Below are 19,399 nucleotides of genomic sequence, written 5' to 3' on the forward strand. Positions count from 1 at the left end.
CGAAGCGGCACAGGAAGATTAAATGTCCGCTTTGGGGCGGTCGTGGCGAAATAGGCGATACGCGCGGGTTTTAGGTGCCCGTGGGAGAAATCCCGTGTGGGTTCGAGTCCCACCGACCGCACAGAGATATCAGGAAGGCCCGGTCCGGATGATCCGACCGGGTCTTCTCTGCGTCGTCGGGCTCAGCCCAGCAGTTCCCGTACCACCGGCACCAGGGCGCGGAACGCCTTGCCGCGGTGGCTGATCGCGTTCTTCTCCGCAGGGGTCAGCTCCGCGCAGGTGCGCGTCTCGCCCTCGGGCTGGAGGATCGGGTCGTAGCCGAAGCCGTTCGTGCCGGACGGGGCGTCCCGCAGGGTGCCCCGCAGCTGCCCCTCGACCACACGCTCGGTGCCGTCCGGCAGGGCCAGGGCGGCGGCGCAGGCGAAGTGGGCGGCCCGGTGGGGGGCGTCGATGTCGCCGAGCTGGGCGAGGAGCAGCTCCAGGTTCGCCTTGTCGTCGCCGTGCCGGCCCGCCCAGCGGGCCGAGAAGATGCCGGGCGCGCCGCCCAGGACGTCCACACAGAGGCCGGAGTCGTCGGCCACGGCCGGCAGGCCCGTCGCCTGGGCCAGGGCGTGGGCCTTGAGCAGGGCGTTCTCGGCGAAGGTGACGCCCGTTTCCTTGACGTCGGGGATGTCGGGGTAGGCGTCCGCGCCGACGAGGTCGTGCGGAAGGCCCGCGTCGGCGAGGATCGCCCTGAGTTCGGTGATCTTTCCGGCGTTACGGGTGGCGAGGATCAGGCGGGTCATGCCGTCCAGTATCCGTGGGGCGGCGGCGCCTCTTCGCACGCCCCCGGCTCCCTAGGACGAGGTGCAGACCTTCGTCAGTTCGCCGGCCGCGTCCGTGACCGGGCCGACGTCGGGGGTCGTGTCGCCGTCCTTGAGGGTGTCGCGGACGGTGCCCACGGCCTTGCGGACGTCGTCGACCGCCTTGTTGAGGTCGACGTCGTCCGTCTTGTCGCCGATCTTGTCCAGGTTGCTCTCGATGGAGTTCAGGGAGGCGTCCGCCTGGCTCGGGTCGTTCGCCGCGCTCTCGACCGCCTGCTGGAGGTCGGTGACGCTGTCGGCTATCGCGTCGGCGGTCTGCACGCAGTCGATCGCCTTGCCGACGGCGTCGCAGCCCGCGCTCGCGCCCATGGCGGCGAGTACGGCGACAGCGGCGAACGCGGCGGCGGTGCGGCGGCGGTGGTGGCGCGCGGCCATGGAAGGGTCCCTCCCCGTTGACAGTGCCGCGCTCTCCCATGGAGGCACCGGCCGGTCCGGCGCGTCCTACGCCGGGCCGGGCGTACGGGGCCGAGAGCGGGGCGCGGGCTCTCCCCGGCGCCCCGCCGCGTCGGCGGTGCGGCTACCTGTGAAAACGCCGGACGGCGCTACTCGGTTGCCTCGAGGGCCGCACGCTGGATCGCCGTGAGCCGGCCGCAGCCCGCGGCGGCGAGGTCGAGAAGAGCGTTGAGTTCGTCGCGGTCGAAGGGCGTCGCCTCGGCCGTGCCCTGGACCTCGACGAAGCGGCCGTCGCCGGTGCAGACGACGTTCATGTCGGTCTCGGCCCTGACGTCCTCCTCGTAGCAGAGGTCGAGGAGGGGGGCGGAGCCCACGATGCCGACGGAGACGGCGGAGACGGTGCCGGTCAGCGGCTGTCGGCCGGCCTTGACCAGCTTCTTGCGCTGGGCGAAGGCCACGGCGTCGGCCAGTGCCACATAGGCGCCGGTGATCGCGGCGGTGCGGGTGCCGCCGTCCGCCTGGAGGACGTCGCAGTCGAGGACGATGGTGTTCTCGCCGAGCGCCTTGTAGTCGACGACGGCGCGCAGGGAGCGGCCGATGAGGCGGCTGATCTCGTGCGTCCGGCCGCCGATCTTGCCCTTGACCGACTCGCGGTCGCCGCGGGTGTTGGTGGAGCGGGGCAGCATGGCGTACTCGGCGGTGACCCAGCCCTCGCCGCTGCCCTTGCGCCAGCGCGGCACGCCCTCGGTGAGGGAGGCGGTGCAGAGGACCTTCGTGTCGCCGAAGGAGACGAGGACGGAGCCCTCGGCATGCTTGCTCCAGCCGCGCTCGATGGTGATGGGGCGGAGCTGGTCGGGGGTTCGGCCGTCGATTCGAGACATGGGTCCGAGCCTATCCGTACGCGGGGAAGGGGCCCCTCCCGCGGTGGAAAGGGCCCCTTCCGGGTGAGCGCCGGGCCGTTTCGGCCCCGGGCGGCTCACATCATGTCTTCGATCTCCGCGGCGATCGGGTCGGCGTCGGTGCCGATGACGACCTGGATGGCGCTGCCCATCTTGACGACGCCGTGGGCGCCGGCGGCCTTGAGGGCGGCTTCGTCGACCAGCGAGGGGTCGTTGACCTCGGTGCGGAGACGGGTGATGCAGCCCTCGACCTCTTCGATGTTGTCGATGCCGCCGAGCCCGGCAACGATCTTCTCAGCCTTGCTGGCCATGTCTTCTCTCCCTGATCCGAACCGCTTTGTCGCAGTAACCCACAGTTGACCCAACTTTGCGAGCGGTCCTGCCGTCGGCAACCAAGGGTGCGTTCACGACAGTGCGACCGTCCGAAAAGCTGGTCTACACCACTGGGGCGGCGGCCGCCAAGCGCGGTTTCCACCCGAAGGGAAGCCATCTCCTGATGTGTCGCATTTCTCCCTCTATGGGCATTGCCACCGTTATGCGTGCGGCCAGAGAATTCATGGGTTCCTTATCCCGCCTTGACCGTGCTACAACAGGTCTACACCAGTGGTGTAGACCACGCGGGTGCTGCTTCATCCCCCTTTCCGTCCCCCGGCAGCATCCGACCACATGGAGGATCTATGAGCACCGCCACCGCAACGACGGCGGCCCCCGCAAAGAAGCGGGGATCCGGTCTGTTCCAGGGCCTGCAGAAGATCGGCCGCAGTCTTCAGCTCCCGATCGCCGTGCTGCCGGCGGCGGGCATTCTCCTGCGACTCGGCCAGCAGGACATCCACGACAAGCTGCACCTGCCCGACAAGGTCACGGCGGTGTTCGCCACAGCTGGTGGGGCGCTCTTCGACAACCTGCCGATGCTGTTCTGCATCGGTGTGGCGATCGGCTTCGCCAAGAAGTCCGACGGCTCCACGGCTCTGGCCGCCCTGGTCGGCTTCCTGGTCTACAGCAATGTGCTGAAGGCCTTCCCGGTCACCGAGGCCAAGGTCCAGCCCGGCGCGGACATAGCCGCCACCTACAACAACCCCGGCGTTCTCGGCGGCATCTTGATGGGTCTGCTGGCGGCGGTGCTGTGGCAGCGCTACCACCGCACCAAGCTGGTCGACTGGCTCGGCTTCTTCAACGGTCGGCGCCTGGTCCCGATCATCATGGCGTTCGTCGGCACGCTCGCCGGCGTCTTCTTCGGCCTCGTCTGGGAGCCGATCGGCAAGGGCATCTCCAGCTTCGGCGAGTGGATCACCGGTCTCGGCGCTCTTGGCGCGGGTCTGTTCGGGCTGATCAACCGTGCGCTGCTTCCTGTGGGCATGCACCAGTTCGTGAACACCGTCTCCTGGTTCCAGATCGGTGACTTCAAGAACTCGGCCGGCCAGGTCATCCACGGTGACCTCAACCGGTTCTTCGCCGGTGACCCGACCGCCGGACAGTTCATGTCGGGCTTCTTCCCGATCATGATGTTCGGTCTGCCGGCCGCCGCGCTCGCCATCGCGCACACCGCCCGTCCCGAGCGCCGCAAGGCCGTGCTGGGCATGATGATCTCCCTGGCGCTGACCTCCTTCGTGACCGGTGTGACCGAGCCGATCGAGTTCTCGTTCATGTTCATCGCCCCGGTGCTGTACGCGATCCACGCGGTCCTCACCGCCCTGTCCATGGCCGTCACCTGGGCGCTCGGAGTCCATGCGGGCTTCACCTTCTCCGCGGGCGCCATCGACTACCTGCTCAACTGGAACCTGGCCACCAAGCCCTGGCTGATCATCCCGATCGGCCTGGTGTTCGCGGCGATCTACTACTTCGTCTTCCGCTTCGCGATCACCAAGTTCAACCTCCCCACCCCGGGCCGCGAGCCCGAGGAGGAGGTCGAGGACCTCACCAAGGCGTGAGCGCCCCGAGCGACACGAAGGCCCCGGAACCTCGTCAGGGTTCCGGGGCCTTCGGGCGTTCCGGGTCGGTATCCGCCACGGCGTGCGATCACGGCGGTCGCCGGATCTCGTACGTCGCTGGATCCCGTACGTCGCTGGATCCCGTACGTCGCTAGATCTCGTACGACGCCCGTGGCGCCGCCAGTTCCACCGGGCCCGAGTAGACCGCGCGGGCGTCGGCCAGGTTGATCTGTGGGTCGGTCCACGGCGGGATGTGGGTGAGGACCAGGCGGCGGGCGCCGGCCCGGGCTGCCGACTCGCCGGCCTCGCGGCCGTTGAGATGGAGGTCCGGGATGTCCTCCTTGCCGTAGGTGAACGCGGCCTCGCAAAGGAAGAGGTCCGTGTCGCGGGCAAGTGCGTCCAGGGCCTCGCTCACGCCCGTGTCGCCCGAGTACGTGAGCGACTTGCCGCCGTGCTCGACACGGATCGCGTACGCCTCCACGGGGTGGCGCACACGTTCCGTGTGGACGGTGAAGGGGCCGATCTCGAACGTGCCCGGCTTGACCGTGTGGAAGTCGAAGACCTCGCTCATCGAGGAGGCCGAGGGGGTGTCGGCGTAGGCGGTGGTCAGGCGCTGCTCGGTGCCTTCGGGGCCGTAGACGGGGATCGGGTCCGCGCGGCCGCCGTCGTGACGGTAGTAGCGCGCGACGAAGTAGCCGAGCATGTCGATGCAGTGGTCGGGGTGCAGATGGCTGAGGAAGATCGCGTCGAGGTCGTAGAGACCGCAGTGGCGCTGCAGCTCGCCAAGGGCGCCATTGCCCATGTCGAGGAGCAGCCGGAAGCCGTCGGCCTCGACGAGGTAGCTCGAGCAGGCCGATTCCGCGGACGGGAACGACCCCGAGCAGCCGACGACGGTGAGCTTCATAGAGCTGGAACCTCCGCGTGGCGATAAGTGCAGAAGGCAGGGACGGGTGCGGTGACGGGGGTCGTGCGGTCCGTCGAGCGTAAGGCGCAAAAGGTCGGGTCGCTCCTCCGCCAGGGGCCGTTGTGGGGGAACTCACCTGTGGTGTCACCGGTTCGGCTGGAACGGGGGCGCATGAGGCTTATGAGAGAGCGCACGGGAGTTGGAGAGGGCGGGCATCCCGCCAGACGCGCCGGTACCGTCGTCCTATGGACACGTCGTGGTGGCTCGCGCTGGCGGCAGTGGTGCTGCTCGCGCTGGTCGCGACGCTCGTGGACGGGTGGGGGCGCGGCGGGCGCCGCCGTGTGGCCGCCCGTCCGGCGGGGCGCGCGCGGCTGCATCCGCGCCCGGCCGAGATCTGGTGGGCGGACGTGCCCTCCCAGGGGCGGGCCGCCGGCCGGGAGCGGCCGTGTCTGGTGCTGACGGTGCACGGGGACAGCGCGACGGTCGCGGGGATCACCAGCAGGTTCCATGACGAGCGCGCGGGGGTGATCCCGTTGCCGCCGGGCACGGTGGCCGATGCCCAGGGCCGGCCGAGCTTCCTGGAGACGGACGAGCTGCGGGACGTGCCGCTGTGGGACTTCCGGCGGCGGGTCGGGGTGGTGGACCCCGCGCTGTGGGACCAGGTGCGTTACCTGGCGGGGTGAGCCGGCGGTGCGGGGCGGGCGGTGTCATGGTGTCGCCACCGTGACCGTGACCGACCAGCGCTCGATGCCCAGGCACGATGCCTGGCCGGGGGACTTGGTGCACAGCGGGCGGGTCGCGGTGAGCTGTGCCGTGCCGGGTGCGACGGCCTCGAAGGCGGCGATGGTGTTGCCGGGTGCGCTGCCGATACCGGCGTTGACGGCCTTCAGTGCGCCGCCCTGGGCGGTGACGGGGCTCCAGGGCCGGTCCTTGCTGCCGTCCAGGGTGAGGCGGATCTTCCCGTGCGTGGTCAGGCAGACGGCGTGGCCCCGGTCGGCGGTGGTGAGCTGGACCTCGGGTGTGCAGCCCCGGCCGGTCGCGGTGGGGGACGGCGAGACGGGCGCGGATCCCGAGGGCGGTGCGGAGGGTGACGCGGACGGTGATGCCGAGGGTGCGGCCGTGGGCCGTGAGGGGGATCCCCCCGTGCCGGCGGCTCCTGAGTGCTGGCCGCCGCAGCTCGCGAGGAGCAGCGTCGCGGCGGCGACGAGAGTGGTGGTGATGGTCCCGTGGGGGGTCGTACGGCGCATGGGGCGGCCGCCTTTCCTCAAGCCCGTGCCCTGTGTTCTGGCCCTTGCGCTGCTGTGACGTTTCTCCAGCGCATCAGGATCCCTGTTCCACCGCATCGGGGTGCCTGTCTCCAGCGCACCAGCATCCCGGCCGGGCCGCCACCGGGCCCCGACGGCCGACGGGCCCCGGCCGCACACGCGGCCGGGGCCCGTCGCACCGAGGTGCGTCACGCGGTTCAGCTGGTCGTCAGCGCGGTGTCGTCGACGACGAAGCTGGTCTGCAGGGAGGAGTCCTCGGCCCCGCTGAACTTCAGCGTGACCGTGGAGCCGGCCAGCGAGGACAGGTCGAAGGACTTCTGGGCGTAGCCCGAGGCGGCGTTGGCGTTCGAGTACGTCGCCAGGGTCTTGGAGCCCGCGGTCACCGTGAGCTTGTCGTACGCGGTGCTGCCGCTCTCCGCGGTGTCGATGTGCAGGTAGAAGGTGAGCGTGGCCTTGCAGCCGGACGGGATGGTCACCGACTGGGACAGGGTGTCGGTGTGGGTGGAGCCGTAGCCGTCGAGCCAGGCCTTGTAGGAGCCGCTGTGGGCCGCCTCACCGCTGTCGTTGGTGATGACGCCGCTGGTGGCGGTCCAGCTGGTGCTGCCGGACTCGAAGCCGGGGTTGCCGAGCAGCTGGGCGGAGGTGCAGCCGCCGCCCCCGCCGGAGCCGACGGTCCAGGTGAAGGAGGTCGAGCCGGAGGCGCCGGTCGAGTCCTGCGCGGTGACGGTGACCTGGTAGGTGCCCGCGGTGGACGCCGTACCGGTGATCAGGCCGCTGGAGCTGTTGATGGACAGGCCGGTCGGCAGGCCGCTCGCGCTGTAGGTGAGGGATGCGCCCGCGCTGTCGGTGGCCTGGATCTGCAGGCTGACCGAGCCGCCGGTGGTGGTGGACTGGCTGCCGGGGTTGGTGACGGTCACCGTGTTGCCGCTGCTGGAGCCGGCGGTGAAGGCGGCGGTGCCGTTCGGGGTGCCCCAGCCGGTCGGGCCGTCGTAGCCGGTGCCCGCGGTGCAGAAGTACGACGGGGAGCAGCTGCCGTTGTTGCCGCTGGTGACGTCGTACAGGTTGCCCGTGTGCTGGTAGGGGTACTTCGACGGGTAGTCGCCGGAGCCCGGGGTGCCCGCGAGGGCGTAGACGCCGGCGACGATCGGGGACGAGGCGCTGGTGCCGCCGTAGACCGCCCAGCCGGAGCCGCCGTAGGTGTCGTAGACCGCCACACCGGTGGCCGGGTCGGCGACCGCGGAGACGTCGGCCTCCATGCGCTTCGAGCAGCCGCTGTCGGTCTGCCAGCTCGGCTTCGGGTCGTAGGCGGAGCAGCCGGAGCCGGTGCCCTCGGTGGAGCTGGTCTTCCAGACGGACTCGCTCCAGCCGCGGGAGTTGGAAGCGGTGGAGAGTGCGGTGCCGCCGACGGCGGTCACGTACTGGGAGGTCGCCGGGTACTCGGCGCCGTAGGCGGAGTCACCCGCGGAGACGGTGATCGCGACGCCCGGGTGCTTGAAGTACTGGGTGTCCTCGCTGGTCTGGGAGGAGGACTCGGAGCCGCCCCAGCTGTTGGAGACGAACTTGGCGCCGAGGGCGACCGCCTCGTTCTCCGCGGTGCCGAGGTCGGAGTCGGTCGCGGAGTTGGCCTCGACGAGGATGATGTTGCAGTTGGGGCAGACGGCGCTGACCATGTCGATGTCGAGCGCCTCCTCGCCGGCCCAGCCGCTGTCGTTCGTCGGCAGCGAGGTGGTGGAGCCGGTCTGGCTGACCTGCTTGAAGCAGCCGTTGGCCGTGGTGCACGCGGACAGGCCGAACTGCGAGCGGTAGGTGGCCAGGTCGGATGCGGCGTTGGGGTCGTTGTACGCGTCGACCACCGCGACCGTGAGGCCGGAGCCGCCCGTCGAGGGCAGGTTGTAGGCGCTGTGCAGGTTGGCCGGGCTCAGGCCGGAGGGCGCGGCGGCGACGGCCGCGGCGAGCTGCTGCTTGATGTCGGTGCGCCGCTGGGCGAAGCAGGACGCGTGGCCGGGGGCCGCGGTGCCGCAGAGGTGCTCGGTGGGCACCTTCTGGCCCGCCTTGCCGGTGGCCCGGACGGACTGCGCCTCGGGGGCGGTCAGCGCCTTGGCGTTCTGGGCGGCGCGGCTGAGGTGCGAGGCTTGCGCGGCGGCGGGGGCGCTGTGGGCCCCGGCCGCCGGTGCCGCCATGAGGCCGGCGACGGTGAGAGCTAGAGCAGGGACGGCGGCGGTGAGGAGTCTTCGCAGGCTCCGTCGCCGCTTGCTCGGGCGTGACTCACGCATGGGTGCTGCCTCTCTCGGTTTGAGGCCGGCGCCGCGCAGGCTTGGGTGGGGCCGACGCGGAGCCACAGCCGGAAGTGGGGATTCACGAGCTGGGTGACAGACCGTGACGCGCGTAGCGGCGGCGGGCGCGCGATCATGGACATGACACTTCGAACACCTTGAACACCCCGGTGTGCCGAGTGAGCGTGACATGTCAGGGTGCGGGCAGAACGTAGCCCGGCGCGGAGAAGGCGGGCAGTACCCGAAGAGAGTTCTTTGCCGCTAAATGAGCAGCGCTTAGCCCCCTCATAGGAGGGGGTTGGCGCGTTGATGGCGGGCCGGGCCCCTCGCGGGAGGGAGCGCGTGTCGTGCCGGAGAGGCCGGGCCCCGGACGCGAGGGGCCCCGGCCTCAGGCCCAGAGCTGGCCGTGCAGCGTCTCGATCGCCTCTTCGGTGGTGGCGGCCGTATAGACGCCCGTCGACAGGTACTTCCAGCCGCCGTCGGCCACGATGAAGACGATGTCGGCGCTCTCGCCCGCCGTGACGGCCTTCTTCCCGACGCCGATGGCGGCGTGCAGCGCGGCGCCCGTGGAGACGCCCGCGAAGATGCCCTCCTGCTGGAGGAGTTCACGGGTGCGGGTCACCGCGTCCGCCGAGCCGACCGAGAAGCGGGTGGTCAGCACGGACGCGTCGTACAGCTCCGGCACGAAGCCCTCGTCGAGGTTGCGCAGCCCGTACACCAGGTCGTCGTAGCGGGGCTCCGCCGCGACGATCTTCACGTCCGGCTTGTGCTCGCGCAGATAGCGGCCCACGCCCATCAGCGTCCCCGTGGTGCCGAGGCCGGCCACGAAGTGCGTGACGGAGGGCAGGTCGGCGAGGATCTCGGGGCCGGTCGTCGCGTAGTGGGCGCCCGCGTTGTCCGGGTTGCCGTACTGGTAGAGCATCACCCAGTCCGGGTGCTCGGCCGCCAGCTCCTTGGCGACGCGCACCGCGGTGTTGGAACCGCCCGCGGCCGGGCTGGAGATGATCTCGGCGCCCCACATGCCCAGCAGGTCCCGGCGCTCCTGGGAGGTGTTCTCCGGCATCACGCACACCATGCGGTAGCCCTTGAGTTTGGCCGCCATGGCCAGGGAGATGCCCGTGTTGCCCGAGGTGGGCTCCAGGATGGTGCAGCCGGGGGTGAGCCGGCCGTCCTTCTCCGCCTGCTCGATCATGTGCAGCGCGGGCCGGTCCTTGACCGAGCCGGTCGGGTTGCGGTCCTCCAGCTTGGCCCAGATACGGACGTCGGGGGACGGCGACAGCCGCGGCAGGCGCACCAGAGGGGTGTTGCCCACCGCGGCCAGCGGGGAGTCGTAGCGCATAGGTGATCAGCGACCGTCAGACCATGCCCGCCCGTCGCCCGACCGCCACCGCGGCCGGACGCGGCTTCGCCGCGGCAGAACCTCCGGCCACAGCCGGCAGGATCGTCACGTTGTCGCCGTCGGCGACCTTGGTGTTGATGCCGTCGAGAAAGCGGACGTCCTCGTCGTTCAGGTAGACGTTCACGAAGCGGCGCAGCTCTCCGCCGGCGGCCTCGTCCACGATGCGGGCCTGGATGCCCGTGTGACGGGTCTCGAGGTCGGCGAACAGCTCGGCGAGGGTCTCCCCGTTGCCCCCGACGGCCTTCTGGCCGTCGGTGTACTGGCGGAGGATGGTGGGGATGCGGACCTCGATGGCCATGGCTTGGGACTCCTGTCGGGAGAAGTGAGGTCGGTGGGCGCGGCGGCGCGAAGATCGAGGGCTGTGCCGGGTGCGGCTCCCCACGGTCCCGGCCGGGCCGGCGCGGGGGTGCCCCCATCGGCTCACGGCCGTACGGCGGCAGGCCGCGTCAACAGATGGCGCTGTTCAGCCTGCACAGGTCGACGTGCAGCCGCGCCACGAGCAGTGCGCCCGGCGTCTTCTTGCTCACGTCGTGGAAAACCATGGGGTCATCGTATCGATTCCCGCGCCGGTGCCCGGAGTGTGATCTCGCATGGTGGATGGGTTCTGCCCGCATCACGGGATCAGTAGCTCTCCACCACGGTGACCTCTTCCTCCGTGACCTCGCCCTCCACGATCCGGAAGGAGCGGAACTGGAAGGGGCCCGCGCCGTCCGCGTCGGCGGTGGAGACCAGGACGTAGTGGGCGCCCGGCTCGTTGGCGTAGCTGATGTCCGTGCGGGACGGGTAGGCCTCGGTCGCGGTGTGGGAGTGGTAGATGACCACGGGCTCCTCGTCGCGGTCGTCCATCTCCCGGTACAGCTTGAGCAGATCGCCGGAGTCGAACTCGTAGAACGTGGGCGAGCGAGCCGCGTTCAGCATCGGGACGAAGCGCTCGGGGCGGCCGGAGCCCGCCGGGCCCGCGACCACGCCGCACGCCTCGTCGGGGTGGTCCTCGCGGGCGTGGGCGACGATCCGGTCGTACAGGTCCTGGGTGATGGTCAGCATGACGGCCAGGATAGGAGAAGGGCCGTTCCGTACCGAGCGGTGGTACGGAACGGCCCACATCGTGAGCTACGAGGCTGAGCCGACCCTCTCCGGCTGCGGCTCGCGGCGCTGGGTGACCTCAGGGTTGCGCGCCTTCAGCACGGCCCAGCCGATGCCGAGGGCGACCGCCCAGACCGCCATCACGTACAGGCAGGTGCGGGAGTCGTGGTCGTAGGCGATCAGACCGGTGACGAACAGCAGGAACGCGATGGCGATCCAGCTGCACACCGCGCCGCCCGGCGCCGGGAAGGCGGAGGCGGGCAGCCGGCCCGCGGCGACCGCGCGGCGGTACAGCACATGGCTGATCAGGATCATCAGCCAGGTCCAGATGCCGGCCGCGGTCGCCACCGAGGTGACGTAGCCGAAGGCCTTCTCCGGGACGATGTAGTTCAGGATCACGCCGATGCCCATGAAGGCGACGGAGACCGTGATGCCGAGCGCCGGGGTCTTGGACCCGGACAGCTTGCTGAAGGCCTTGGGGGCCTCGCCGTTGTCCGCGAGGGTGCGCAGCATACGGCCCGTCGAGTACATGCCGGAGTTGCAGGACGACAGGGCCGCGGTGAGCACCACGAAGTTGACGATGCCGGCGCCGGCCGGGATGCCGATGACCGCGAAGGCCTTCACGAAGGGGCTGACGCCCGCCGCGAACTCGGTCCACTTCACCACGCACAGGATCACGGTGAGGGCACCGACGTAGAAGAGCGCGATGCGCCAGGGCAGGGTGTTGATCGCCTTCGGGAGGGTCTTCTCCGGGTTCTCGGACTCACCGGCCGTCACACCGACCAGCTCGACGGCGAGGTAGGCGAACATCACGCCCTGCAGGGTCATCAGGGAGGAGCCGACACCCTTGGGGAAGAAGCCGTCGAACTGCCAGAGGTTGGAGACCGACGCGGTGTCGCCCGCCGCGCTGAAGCCGAAGGTCAGCACGCCGAGGCCGATCACGATCATGCCGATCAGGGCGGTGACCTTGACCATCGAGAACCAGAACTCGATCTCGCCGAACACCTTCACCGAGATCAGGTTGGCGACGAACAGGACCACCAGGAAGACCAGGGCGGTCACCCATCGCGGGATCGACGGGAACCAGTAGTCGACGTAGATCGCGGCGGCCGTCAGCTCGGCCATGCCGGTGACGACCCACATCAGCCAGTACGTCCAGCCGGTGAAGTAGCCGAAGAACGGGCCGAGGAACTCGCGGGAGTACTCCGCGAAGGAGCCCGAGACCGGGCGGTACAGGAGCAGCTCGCCGAGCGCCCGCATGATGAAGAAGATGATGACGCCTGCGAGGGCGTACATCAGGATGAGGCTGGGTCCGGCCTTGGCGATGTTCGCCCCGGCGCCCAGGAACAGGCCGACACCGATGGCGCCGCCGATCGCGATCATCTGGACCTGACGGCTGCCGAGCCCGCGCTCGTACCCCTCCTCGGGGGCATCGCCGCCCACGGCCTCACTGCCGTCGTACTGCTTCCCGACCTGCGATGAGGTCATGTTGGTGCGCCTTTCTCCACGCCGATCCGAGCCAGTGCCATGGCGTCGGATCGGGTTCCGATCCCCCCGGATGTGATGGAGCTGTGCCTGGCCGGCGATCCGCCGGCTCGGTGGCGCACCCGAGCGGACATGGGTGGTGTCCGTCGGGCGGTCGTGAAGATTTATCACGGCCGCAACATTGATCGACGGTGTGCCATGTGACGCACCGCACGGGAAGAAGTGGACAAAGAGCCGCCGAGCCGGACAAACACGGCCGCAACGGTGACGGGATCGTTATCCGGATCTGAGCGTCCCCTGAGCGAACGCCGGACGACGGCCGAAGCGCGGAACGGATTCCGCGCTTCAGGACATAAGGGTCGTGACGAGAGTTTCCTGGAGACCGCCGAGCCACAGATAGGCCATCACCATCGGCTTGCGCGGGTCGTCGTCCGGCAGCCCGTAGAGGTGGTCGGTGTCGTCCTCGTCGACGATCTCCAGCCGGGAACCGATCGCAAGGCGCAGGTCGTTCAGGGCGCCGAGCCACTGCTCGGAGTCGCCGCGCGTCAGCTTCAACACCCCGCCCTCCCCGCTCACCGAGGTCAGGCCGTCCAGCGAACGGATCACCGCGAGGGCACTCTCGCGCTTGCGCGCGCGCAGGTCGTTCTCGGTGAAGCGGCGGAACTCGGCGGAGTGGGCGCGCCGCTCCTCGGCCTCCTCGGGCGAGGCCGGCCCGTCGCCGGGGCCGCCGTAGGCGTCCGGGAACAGACGGCGCAGCACCGGGTCGGAGGGCGGTTCGCTCGGGCCCTCCGCGAACAGCTCGGCGAGCGGGTCGTCGGGGGCGTCCTCCGCCGGGCCCGGCCCGATGAGTTCGAGCAGCTGGACGGCCAGCGATCGGATGATGGAGATCTCGACGTCGTCGAGCGCGACGGCCGCGCCGCCGCCGGGAAGCGGTTCGAAGTGTCCTGGCATCGGTCTTTTCGCTGCTTGACGGGTCTGCGGCTCGCTACTTGCGGTCCTGCTGAAGGGTGGCCCACAGACCGTAGCCGTGCATGGCCTGGACGTCGCGCTCCATCTCCTCGCGCGTCCCGCTGGAGACCACCGCCCGACCCTTGTGGTGGACGTCGAGCATGAGCTTGGTGGCCTTGTCCTTGGAGTAGCCGAAGTACGACTGGAAGACGTAGGTCACATAGCTCATGAGGTTGACCGGGTCGTTGTGAACGATCGTCACCCAGGGGACGTCCGGTTCCGGGACGGCGAAGTGCTCCTCCGCCGACTCGGTCTTTTCGATCTCAAGAGGTGCGGGAGCCGTCACACGGCCCATGCTGCCATCCCAAGGGGGGGCCCGCACAAACGGACACCCGCACCGCCGCCTTAAATCGTCACACTGACGAGATGGGAGTACGATCGGCCGTCGTGTTGTTCAACCCGGGGGACAACCCCCGAACCCCCGGCAGACACTGGGGGCACCGACACATGTACGAGGAGAGCTTGGTGGGCGTAGCGGATCTCGGGTTGCCGGTGGACGTACCGTCGACGGCGCTCTTCACCGACCACTACGAACTGACGATGCTGAAGGCCGCCCTCGCGGCGGGTACCGCCGAGCGGCGCTCCGTCTTCGAGGTCTTCACCCGGCGGCTGCCCGAGGGCCGTCGCTACGGCGTCGTGGCCGGCACCGGGCGCGTCCTGGACGCGGTGGAGAACTTCCGCTTCGACGCCGGCGTCCTCGGCTTCCTGCGGGAGCGCGGGATCGTCGACGAGGAGACGCTCCAGTGGCTCGCCGGGTACCGCTTCAGCGGGGACATCTGGGGCTACCCGGAGGGCGAGGTGTACTTCCCGGGCTCGCCGATCATGCGGGTCGAGGGCTCCTTCGCCGAGTGCGTGCTCCTGGAGACCGTGATCCTGTCGATCCTCAACCACGACTCCGCCGTGGCGGCCGCCGCCTCCCGTATGTCCTCCGCCGCCGACGGCCGGCCGCTGATCGAGATGGGCGCCCGCCGCACCCATGAGCTGGCCGCCGTGGCCGCCGCGCGGGCCGCCTACGTCGGCGGCTTCACCACCACCTCCGACCTGGCGGCCGGGTTCCGGTACGGGATCCCGACGGTCGGGACGTCCGCGCACGCCTTCACGCTCCTGCACGACCGGGAGCGGGACGCCTTCCAGGCCCAGGTGGAGTCGATGGGCCGGGGCACCACCCTGCTGGTGGACACCTACGACGTCACCGAGGCCGTGCGGGTGGCCGTGGAGGTCGCCGGGCCCGAGCTGGGCGCCGTCCGTATCGACTCCGGTGATCTGCTGCTGGTCGCGCACCGGGTGCGGCAGCAGCTCGACGAGCTGGGCGCGACCAAGACGAAGATCATCGTGACCTCCGACCTGGACGAGTACGCGATCGCCTCACTCCAGGCGGCCCCCGTGGACGCGTACGGCGTCGGCACCCAGGTGGTGACGGGTTCCGGGCACCCCACCTGCTCGATGGTCTACAAGCTGGTCGCCCGGGCCGAGTCGGCCGACCCGAAGGCGCCGCTGGTGCCGGTCGCGAAGAAGTCGACCGGCGGCAAGACGTCCATAGGCGGGCGTAAGTGGGCCGCGCGCCGGCTCGACGAGCACGGGGCGGCGGAGGCCGAGGTCATCGGCACCGGCCCGGTGCCGGACGCGCTCGTGGACCGGCAGCTGCTGGTCGAGCTGGTCAAGGGCGGCCAGGTCGTCGCCCGCGAGCCGCTGGACGTCGTACGCGACCGGCACATCGCCGCGCGCGCCGGTCTGCCGCTGTCGGCGACGCAGCTGTCGCGCGGGGAACCGGTGCTTCCGACCGAGTACGTGTGAGAACCGGGTCCATGTGAGAGCTGTGCGGCTCGGGTCACGCCGTCCCCCGGGTGTACGAGCGGGCGGCCGGGGGGAATGCAACGGGCAGCGCACCCACGCACCCGGCCGACCCTCTCGTGCCCCCTCCCGTCCGCCCCTCGAAGTCTCTAGGCTCGGTAGTTCGTACAGACGGCCGGGCCCCCGCACCCCTCCGCTGTCGAACCGCTGCCGACCCTAAGGACACCGACCATGCGCCGCGCCTTGATCGTCGTAGACGTGCAGAACGACTTCTGTGAAGGCGGCAGCCTCGCGGTGGCCGGAGGGGCCGACGTGGCCGCCGCGATCACCGAGCTGATCGGCCAGGCCCCCGCCGGGTACCGCCATGTCGTCGCCACCCGGGACCACCACATCGCCCCGGGCGGGCACTTCGCCGACAACCCCGACTATGTGCGCTCGTGGCCCGCGCACTGTGTGGCCGGCACCGAGGGCGTCGGCTTCCACCCCAATTTCGCCCCGACGGTCGCCTCCGGCGCGATCGACGCCGTCTTCGACAAGGGCGCGTACTCGGCGGCGTACAGCGGGTTCGAGGGGGTCGACGAGAACGGGCAGTCGCTGGCCGACTGGCTGCGGGCCCGGGAGATCGACGAGGTGGACGTGGTGGGCATCGCCACGGACCACTGCGTGCGTGCCACCGCCCTGGACGCCGCGCGGCACGGCTTCCGCACCCAGGTACTGCTGGACCTGACGGCCGGGGTGTCCGAGGAGACCACCGAGCGGGCGCTCGAGGAGCTCAGGGAGGCCGGGGTGGAGCTGTCCGGCAAGCCCGTGGTGTAGCCCCGGCCTTCCGGCGGGCCCGTGGTCCGGCCCCGGCTCACGCCCGTGCCGTGCTCTGCCGCAGCAGGGCCCGGATCGGGTGCCACAGCTCCTGCGGCAGCTCCTGGCCCGTGCTGTCCGGGGCCGTGCGCCATACCAGGCCGTCGGGGTGGTGCAGGACCGCCGTGATCTCGTCGGGGGTCGGCGGGGCCGCGTTGCCGCGCAGATACACGGCACGCAGTCCCAGGTTGCGCAGGCGCGTCAGCGCCCGGGCGCGGTTCTGGGCGAGCACGAGCACGCGGACGAAGCCGCCCGCCGAGCCCGGGCTGGGCAGGTTCAGCGCCACCACCACGCTGCCGCTCGGCAGCTTGCAGAAACCTCCTGCGGCCATGTCTTGTCACACCCCCGTGAGAACTGATGTCAATAAGAGAGCCACAGGACGCACCTAAACACGATCGGCCGCGACCCGCCAGAGGGTCGCGGCCGATCATGCGTTGAGCTGCGAAAACGCTGTTCAGCTTGTGAGCGGTCCCACTCCGGAGAAGATCATCCGGGGGTCGTCACCGGGACGGCTGCACCGCCACCGTCAGTACGCTGCCGTTCTTGGTCTGCCGCAGGAGCCTGATCTTGGTGTGGGTGTCCGGCACCTTCACACTCGCGTACGGGGTCGCGGAGTAGTAGTACGTGCCCTTGTGGTCGTCGAAGACCGGGACGCCCGCCTGGCTCTTGATCTTGGTGGCCACGCCGTTGCTGTGCAGCGTGATCGCGTCCGTCGGCTCCAGGGTGAAGGTGGAGTCGTAGCCCTGCATCCGCGTGCGCAGATAGGTGCCGTCCGTCCACTTCAGCGGCTTGGCGTGGGCGTCGACGGGCAGGATGAGGCCCTGGCCCGGGTGTTCGCTGACGTTGTTGTCCGCCTGCGAGGTGTCCCAGTACCAGACCAGCAGGCCGTTCTGGTACGGGTAGTGCTCCACCCAGTTCGGCTTGGTGTTCAGGAAGCCGAAGTTGTACGGGCCGGTCTTCAGGGTCGAGTCGTACGACACGTACTGGCGGTTCTCGGCGATGTAGTACTGCGGGTAGTCGCCGCTGTAGGACGCTCCCTTGACCGAGAAGCCGGTCACCGCCCAGTCGCCGGTGCCGTTCTCGGCTCCGTCGGAGAAGACGGCGGAACCGTCGGCGGTGACGGCGATGTCGTCGGCCGTGAAGCCCTTCTTGGCCACACCGGTGTCGGTGGTGTAGCGGAAGCGCAGCTTGATCTTCTGGCCGGCGTAGGCGTCCAGCGGGTAGACCAGGTCGGCGTAGCCGTCGAGGGTGCCGGTGAGGGCGGGCTGGTCGCTCGCGTCGCGCGGGATCGCGGCGCCGTTCACCGTGCCGTCCACCGGCTTCCAGGTGGCGCCGCCGTCGGTCGAGACCTCCGTGTACAGGAAGTCGTAGTTCTGCTCGATGTCGTAGTAGCCCTTGAGGGACAGCGCGGCCGACGACTTGCCGGTCAGGTCGACATCACGGGTCAGCGTGTTGTTGAGGCCGTTGCCGCTGCCGCTCCACCACTGGTACGAGCCGCTCGCCGGGGGGATCAGCTCCGTGGTGACGGTCTTCTTCGGCAGCGTGACGAGCACCGCCTGCGGGTCCTTGGTGTTGTACTCCGAGTACCCGACCTTCGTCAGCGACGTGGCGCGGGAGGTGACGGTCCGGTAGTTCAGCCAGCCCAGCTGGAGCTTGTCCCAGGCGGTGAAGTCACCGGGGGTGTCGCCGATGCTGTTCTTGCCGGTGCCGAGCCAGGAGCCGGAGGACATGAGGTCCCAGAAGCCGGTGGAGTTGTCGGCGTTGCCGGTGGTGTCGTAGTTGTCGGGCAGGCCCAGGTCGTGGCCGTACTCGTGGGCGAAGACACCGAGTCCGCCGTTCTCCGGCTGGACGGTGTAGTCGCCGACCCACACGCCGGTGTCACCGATCTGCGTTCCGCCGAGCTTGTTGGTGTCGGGACCGGTCTTGCCGGAGTCGGTGCCGTACGCGTACCAGCGGTGGGCCCAGATCGCGTCCTCGCCCTGCGCGCCGCCGCCCGCGGACTCGTCCTCGCCGGCGTGCACGATCTGGAAGTGGTCGATGTAGCCGTCGGGCTCGTTGAAGTTGCCGTCGCCGTCGTAGTCGTAGCGGTCCCACTGGTCGTACTGGGCGACCTTGGCCTTGATCTGCGCGTCGGTGTCGCCGGCGGCCTTGCGCTGGGCGACCCACTGGGCGAGGGCGTCGCTGACCAGGTTCCACACACAGGTGTCGCACTGGTTGCTGCCGTACCGGGCTTCGTTGTAGTCGACCTTGACCCAGTCCTGGACCTGGCCGTCGACCGAGTAACGGCCGGAGGACGCCTTCTCGTAGAACTGCTTGAGCGAGTTCTTCTTCGGGTCCGTGGAGAAGTAGAGGTCCTGGAAGTGCTGCCGGTTGTAGTCCGCCTGCCAGGCGGTGCTGTTGTCCTTGGTGCGGTCCGGCGCGGCTATCAGGTTGTGCTGGGGGCCGGCCGTGCCGCCGTACTGCGACGTCTTGGTGCCGAACTCCGCGAGGATCGTGAAGATCTTGTCGGTGCGCTCGCGGGCGAGTTCGACGTACTTGCCGCTGCTGAGCTTCACCACCTTCGAGGCGCCGCGGTCCGTGACCGACGCCTTGCCGGATATGACTCGGTTGAGCGCCTCTTCGCGCTGGGCCTCCTGGGTCCTGCTCAGCGGTCCGTCGAGGTTGTGCTCCCTGCCCTCCACCGGCTGCGGTTCATGCCGGTCGACATGGGCCGCGGGGGCTTTCGCGCCCCCCTGGGCCACGGCGGTCGCCGAGAGGGTGGCGGTGGCCGCCGCGAGGGCGACGACGATCGCGGACGCTCTGAACGTCCAGGGTCTACTGGTCACTTGAAGTCCTCCCCGACGCGCCCGGTCACGCGGAAGGGGGTCCTGGTTGCAGGGAAGGTCCGCGCGAGGTACGCGTGTGTCAAGTGACGACATTTGACCGGAGGTTTAAGAGAAAAGACAGATCTTGACTTGCACAGGTCAATTGCATTAAGAGAACGAGGTGTTCGCCATTCGAACAGCATACGAACGGTGCACGGCGACAGCGGACGGCTTGCAGACGGCATAGTCGCCCGTCAACCGGCGCGCGGAACTGTCCACTTGGCGGACCGCATGACTCCATGCGCCCCCCATGCATCGGCACCGTGGGTTAGGTCACGCTTACCGGCCGTTCCCCTCGGGCATGCAGGCGAATAGAGTCGACAGGCGGAACGTCGGAACGACGACGGATTGCCCTGTCGACACCGTTGTCACCCCACGATTCTTAGCCA

20 protein-coding genes and 1 tRNA gene are annotated in these 19,399 nt (G+C 69.7%); 5 read left to right on the forward strand and 16 right to left on the reverse strand.

Annotated elements, in window-relative coordinates; genetic code table 11:
• Positions 1 to 36 precede the first annotated feature (36 nt).
• A tRNA-Leu gene (locus tag AB0L95_RS24180) sits at positions 37 to 121 on the forward strand.
• A 61-nt stretch (positions 122 to 182) separates the two neighbouring features.
• Here the strand turns inward: AB0L95_RS24180 and rdgB are convergent.
• From rdgB to AB0L95_RS24200, 4 genes are all read right to left on the reverse strand, one after another.
• Positions 183 to 785 (reverse strand): RdgB/HAM1 family non-canonical purine NTP pyrophosphatase, encoded by a 603-nt coding sequence (gene rdgB, locus AB0L95_RS24185; RefSeq protein WP_365164340.1) that lies wholly within the window; start codon positions 783 to 785, stop codon positions 183 to 185.
• Between the two features lie 51 nt (positions 786 to 836).
• Positions 837 to 1,238 carry a hypothetical protein gene (locus AB0L95_RS24190; RefSeq protein WP_365164342.1) on the reverse strand — a complete coding sequence of 134 codons (402 nt, stop codon included), beginning with the start codon at positions 1,236 to 1,238 and terminating at the stop codon, positions 837 to 839.
• 167 nt (positions 1,239 to 1,405) lie between these two features.
• Positions 1,406 to 2,137, reverse strand: coding sequence for a ribonuclease PH (gene rph / locus AB0L95_RS24195; protein WP_365164344.1), 732 nt, complete (start codon positions 2,135 to 2,137; stop codon positions 1,406 to 1,408).
• Between the two features lie 95 nt (positions 2,138 to 2,232).
• Positions 2,233 to 2,466: a glucose PTS transporter subunit EIIB gene (locus AB0L95_RS24200; protein WP_234518547.1), complete on the reverse strand. Its 234-nt coding sequence runs from the start codon at positions 2,464 to 2,466 to the stop codon at positions 2,233 to 2,235.
• Positions 2,467 to 2,832: 366 nt separating this feature from the next.
• Here AB0L95_RS24200 and AB0L95_RS24205 point away from each other — a divergent pair, with 366 nt between their 5' ends.
• The gene (locus AB0L95_RS24205) at positions 2,833 to 4,083 is read left to right on the forward strand and encodes a PTS transporter subunit EIIC (RefSeq protein WP_365164346.1); all 1,251 of its coding nucleotides are present in this window, start codon (positions 2,833 to 2,835) and stop codon (positions 4,081 to 4,083) included.
• A gap of 151 nt (positions 4,084 to 4,234) precedes the next feature.
• On the opposite strand, the gene AB0L95_RS24210 is transcribed toward AB0L95_RS24205, so the two are convergent.
• Positions 4,235 to 4,987: an MBL fold metallo-hydrolase gene (locus tag AB0L95_RS24210; protein ID WP_365164348.1), complete on the reverse strand. Its 753-nt coding sequence runs from the start codon at positions 4,985 to 4,987 to the stop codon at positions 4,235 to 4,237.
• 245 nt (positions 4,988 to 5,232) lie between these two features.
• On the opposite strand from AB0L95_RS24210, the gene AB0L95_RS24215 reads away from it, so the two are divergent.
• Positions 5,233 to 5,670: a type II toxin-antitoxin system PemK/MazF family toxin gene (locus tag AB0L95_RS24215; RefSeq protein WP_365164350.1), complete on the forward strand. Its 438-nt coding sequence runs from the start codon at positions 5,233 to 5,235 to the stop codon at positions 5,668 to 5,670.
• A gap of 24 nt (positions 5,671 to 5,694) precedes the next feature.
• Here the strand turns inward: AB0L95_RS24215 and AB0L95_RS24220 are convergent, their stop codons facing one another.
• From AB0L95_RS24220 to clpS, 9 genes are all read right to left on the reverse strand, one after another.
• Positions 5,695 to 6,234: a hypothetical protein gene (locus tag AB0L95_RS24220; protein ID WP_365164352.1), complete on the reverse strand. Its 540-nt coding sequence runs from the start codon at positions 6,232 to 6,234 to the stop codon at positions 5,695 to 5,697.
• Between the two features lie 215 nt (positions 6,235 to 6,449).
• Positions 6,450 to 8,525 (reverse strand): putative Ig domain-containing protein, encoded by a 2,076-nt coding sequence (locus tag AB0L95_RS24225; RefSeq protein WP_365164354.1) that lies wholly within the window; start codon positions 8,523 to 8,525, stop codon positions 6,450 to 6,452.
• 388 nt (positions 8,526 to 8,913) lie between these two features.
• Positions 8,914 to 9,864 carry a cysteine synthase gene (locus tag AB0L95_RS24230; RefSeq protein WP_365164356.1) on the reverse strand — a complete coding sequence of 317 codons (951 nt, stop codon included), beginning with the start codon at positions 9,862 to 9,864 and terminating at the stop codon, positions 8,914 to 8,916.
• 16 nt (positions 9,865 to 9,880) lie between these two features.
• Positions 9,881 to 10,222 (reverse strand): MoaD/ThiS family protein, encoded by a 342-nt coding sequence (locus AB0L95_RS24235; RefSeq protein ID WP_365164358.1) that lies wholly within the window; start codon positions 10,220 to 10,222, stop codon positions 9,881 to 9,883.
• 148 nt (positions 10,223 to 10,370) lie between these two features.
• On the reverse strand, positions 10,371 to 10,466 hold the full coding sequence (locus AB0L95_RS24240; protein ID WP_311692371.1) for a putative leader peptide: 96 nt from the start codon (positions 10,464 to 10,466) through the stop codon (positions 10,371 to 10,373).
• Positions 10,467 to 10,545: 79 nt separating this feature from the next.
• Complete coding sequence (locus AB0L95_RS24245) at positions 10,546 to 10,968, reverse strand: M67 family metallopeptidase (RefSeq protein ID WP_365164360.1); 423 nt, start codon at positions 10,966 to 10,968, stop codon at positions 10,546 to 10,548.
• A gap of 66 nt (positions 10,969 to 11,034) precedes the next feature.
• Positions 11,035 to 12,495: an amino acid permease gene (locus tag AB0L95_RS24250; RefSeq protein WP_365164362.1), complete on the reverse strand. Its 1,461-nt coding sequence runs from the start codon at positions 12,493 to 12,495 to the stop codon at positions 11,035 to 11,037.
• 342 nt (positions 12,496 to 12,837) lie between these two features.
• Positions 12,838 to 13,443, reverse strand: a complete 606-nt coding sequence (locus tag AB0L95_RS24255) for a DUF2017 domain-containing protein (RefSeq protein ID WP_365164365.1) — start codon at positions 13,441 to 13,443, stop codon at positions 12,838 to 12,840.
• A gap of 34 nt (positions 13,444 to 13,477) precedes the next feature.
• Positions 13,478 to 13,795 (reverse strand): ATP-dependent Clp protease adapter ClpS, encoded by a 318-nt coding sequence (gene clpS, locus AB0L95_RS24260; RefSeq protein ID WP_365164368.1) that lies wholly within the window; start codon positions 13,793 to 13,795, stop codon positions 13,478 to 13,480.
• A 170-nt stretch (positions 13,796 to 13,965) separates the two neighbouring features.
• Here clpS and AB0L95_RS24265 point away from each other — a divergent pair, with 170 nt between their 5' ends.
• On the forward strand, positions 13,966 to 15,294 hold the full coding sequence (locus AB0L95_RS24265; RefSeq protein WP_365164371.1) for a nicotinate phosphoribosyltransferase: 1,329 nt from the start codon (positions 13,966 to 13,968) through the stop codon (positions 15,292 to 15,294).
• Positions 15,295 to 15,522: 228 nt separating this feature from the next.
• Positions 15,523 to 16,107 carry a nicotinamidase gene (locus AB0L95_RS24270; RefSeq protein WP_365164374.1) on the forward strand — a complete coding sequence of 195 codons (585 nt, stop codon included), beginning with the start codon at positions 15,523 to 15,525 and terminating at the stop codon, positions 16,105 to 16,107.
• A 37-nt stretch (positions 16,108 to 16,144) separates the two neighbouring features.
• On the opposite strand, the gene AB0L95_RS24275 is transcribed toward AB0L95_RS24270, so the two are convergent.
• A complete protein-coding gene (locus AB0L95_RS24275) occupies positions 16,145 to 16,477 on the reverse strand; it encodes a hypothetical protein (protein ID WP_365164376.1) in 333 nt (110 codons plus the stop codon).
• Between the two features lie 169 nt (positions 16,478 to 16,646).
• Positions 16,647 to 18,971: an immune inhibitor A domain-containing protein gene (locus tag AB0L95_RS24280; protein ID WP_365164378.1), complete on the reverse strand. Its 2,325-nt coding sequence runs from the start codon at positions 18,969 to 18,971 to the stop codon at positions 16,647 to 16,649.
• Between the last annotated feature and the right edge of the window lie 428 nt (positions 18,972 to 19,399).

The organism is Streptomyces sp. NPDC052036 (genome assembly GCF_040680495.1).
Classification (GTDB): domain Bacteria; phylum Actinomycetota; class Actinomycetes; order Streptomycetales; family Streptomycetaceae; genus Streptomyces.

Coding starts and splice junctions, on each gene's coding strand:
- rdgB (WP_365164340.1), bottom strand. CDS start 785: ATGACCCGCCTGATCCTCGCCACCCGTAACGCCGGAAAGATCACCGAA.
- AB0L95_RS24190 (WP_365164342.1), bottom strand. CDS start 1,238: ATGGCCGCGCGCCACCACCGCCGCCGCACCGCCGCCGCGTTCGCCGCT.
- rph (WP_365164344.1), bottom strand. CDS start 2,137: ATGTCTCGAATCGACGGCCGAACCCCCGACCAGCTCCGCCCCATCACC.
- AB0L95_RS24200 (WP_234518547.1), bottom strand. CDS start 2,466: ATGGCCAGCAAGGCTGAGAAGATCGTTGCCGGGCTCGGCGGCATCGAC.
- AB0L95_RS24205 (WP_365164346.1), top strand. CDS start 2,833: ATGAGCACCGCCACCGCAACGACGGCGGCCCCCGCAAAGAAGCGGGGA.
- AB0L95_RS24210 (WP_365164348.1), bottom strand. CDS start 4,987: ATGAAGCTCACCGTCGTCGGCTGCTCGGGGTCGTTCCCGTCCGCGGAA.
- AB0L95_RS24215 (WP_365164350.1), top strand. CDS start 5,233: ATGGACACGTCGTGGTGGCTCGCGCTGGCGGCAGTGGTGCTGCTCGCG.
- AB0L95_RS24220 (WP_365164352.1), bottom strand. CDS start 6,234: ATGCGCCGTACGACCCCCCACGGGACCATCACCACCACTCTCGTCGCC.
- AB0L95_RS24225 (WP_365164354.1), bottom strand. CDS start 8,525: ATGCGTGAGTCACGCCCGAGCAAGCGGCGACGGAGCCTGCGAAGACTC.
- AB0L95_RS24230 (WP_365164356.1), bottom strand. CDS start 9,864: ATGCGCTACGACTCCCCGCTGGCCGCGGTGGGCAACACCCCTCTGGTG.
- AB0L95_RS24235 (WP_365164358.1), bottom strand. CDS start 10,222: ATGGCCATCGAGGTCCGCATCCCCACCATCCTCCGCCAGTACACCGAC.
- AB0L95_RS24240 (WP_311692371.1), bottom strand. CDS start 10,466: ATGGTTTTCCACGACGTGAGCAAGAAGACGCCGGGCGCACTGCTCGTG.
- AB0L95_RS24245 (WP_365164360.1), bottom strand. CDS start 10,968: ATGCTGACCATCACCCAGGACCTGTACGACCGGATCGTCGCCCACGCC.
- AB0L95_RS24250 (WP_365164362.1), bottom strand. CDS start 12,495: ATGACCTCATCGCAGGTCGGGAAGCAGTACGACGGCAGTGAGGCCGTG.
- AB0L95_RS24255 (WP_365164365.1), bottom strand. CDS start 13,443: ATGCCAGGACACTTCGAACCGCTTCCCGGCGGCGGCGCGGCCGTCGCG.
- clpS (WP_365164368.1), bottom strand. CDS start 13,795: ATGGGCCGTGTGACGGCTCCCGCACCTCTTGAGATCGAAAAGACCGAG.
- AB0L95_RS24270 (WP_365164374.1), top strand. CDS start 15,523: ATGCGCCGCGCCTTGATCGTCGTAGACGTGCAGAACGACTTCTGTGAA.
- AB0L95_RS24275 (WP_365164376.1), bottom strand. CDS start 16,477: ATGGCCGCAGGAGGTTTCTGCAAGCTGCCGAGCGGCAGCGTGGTGGTG.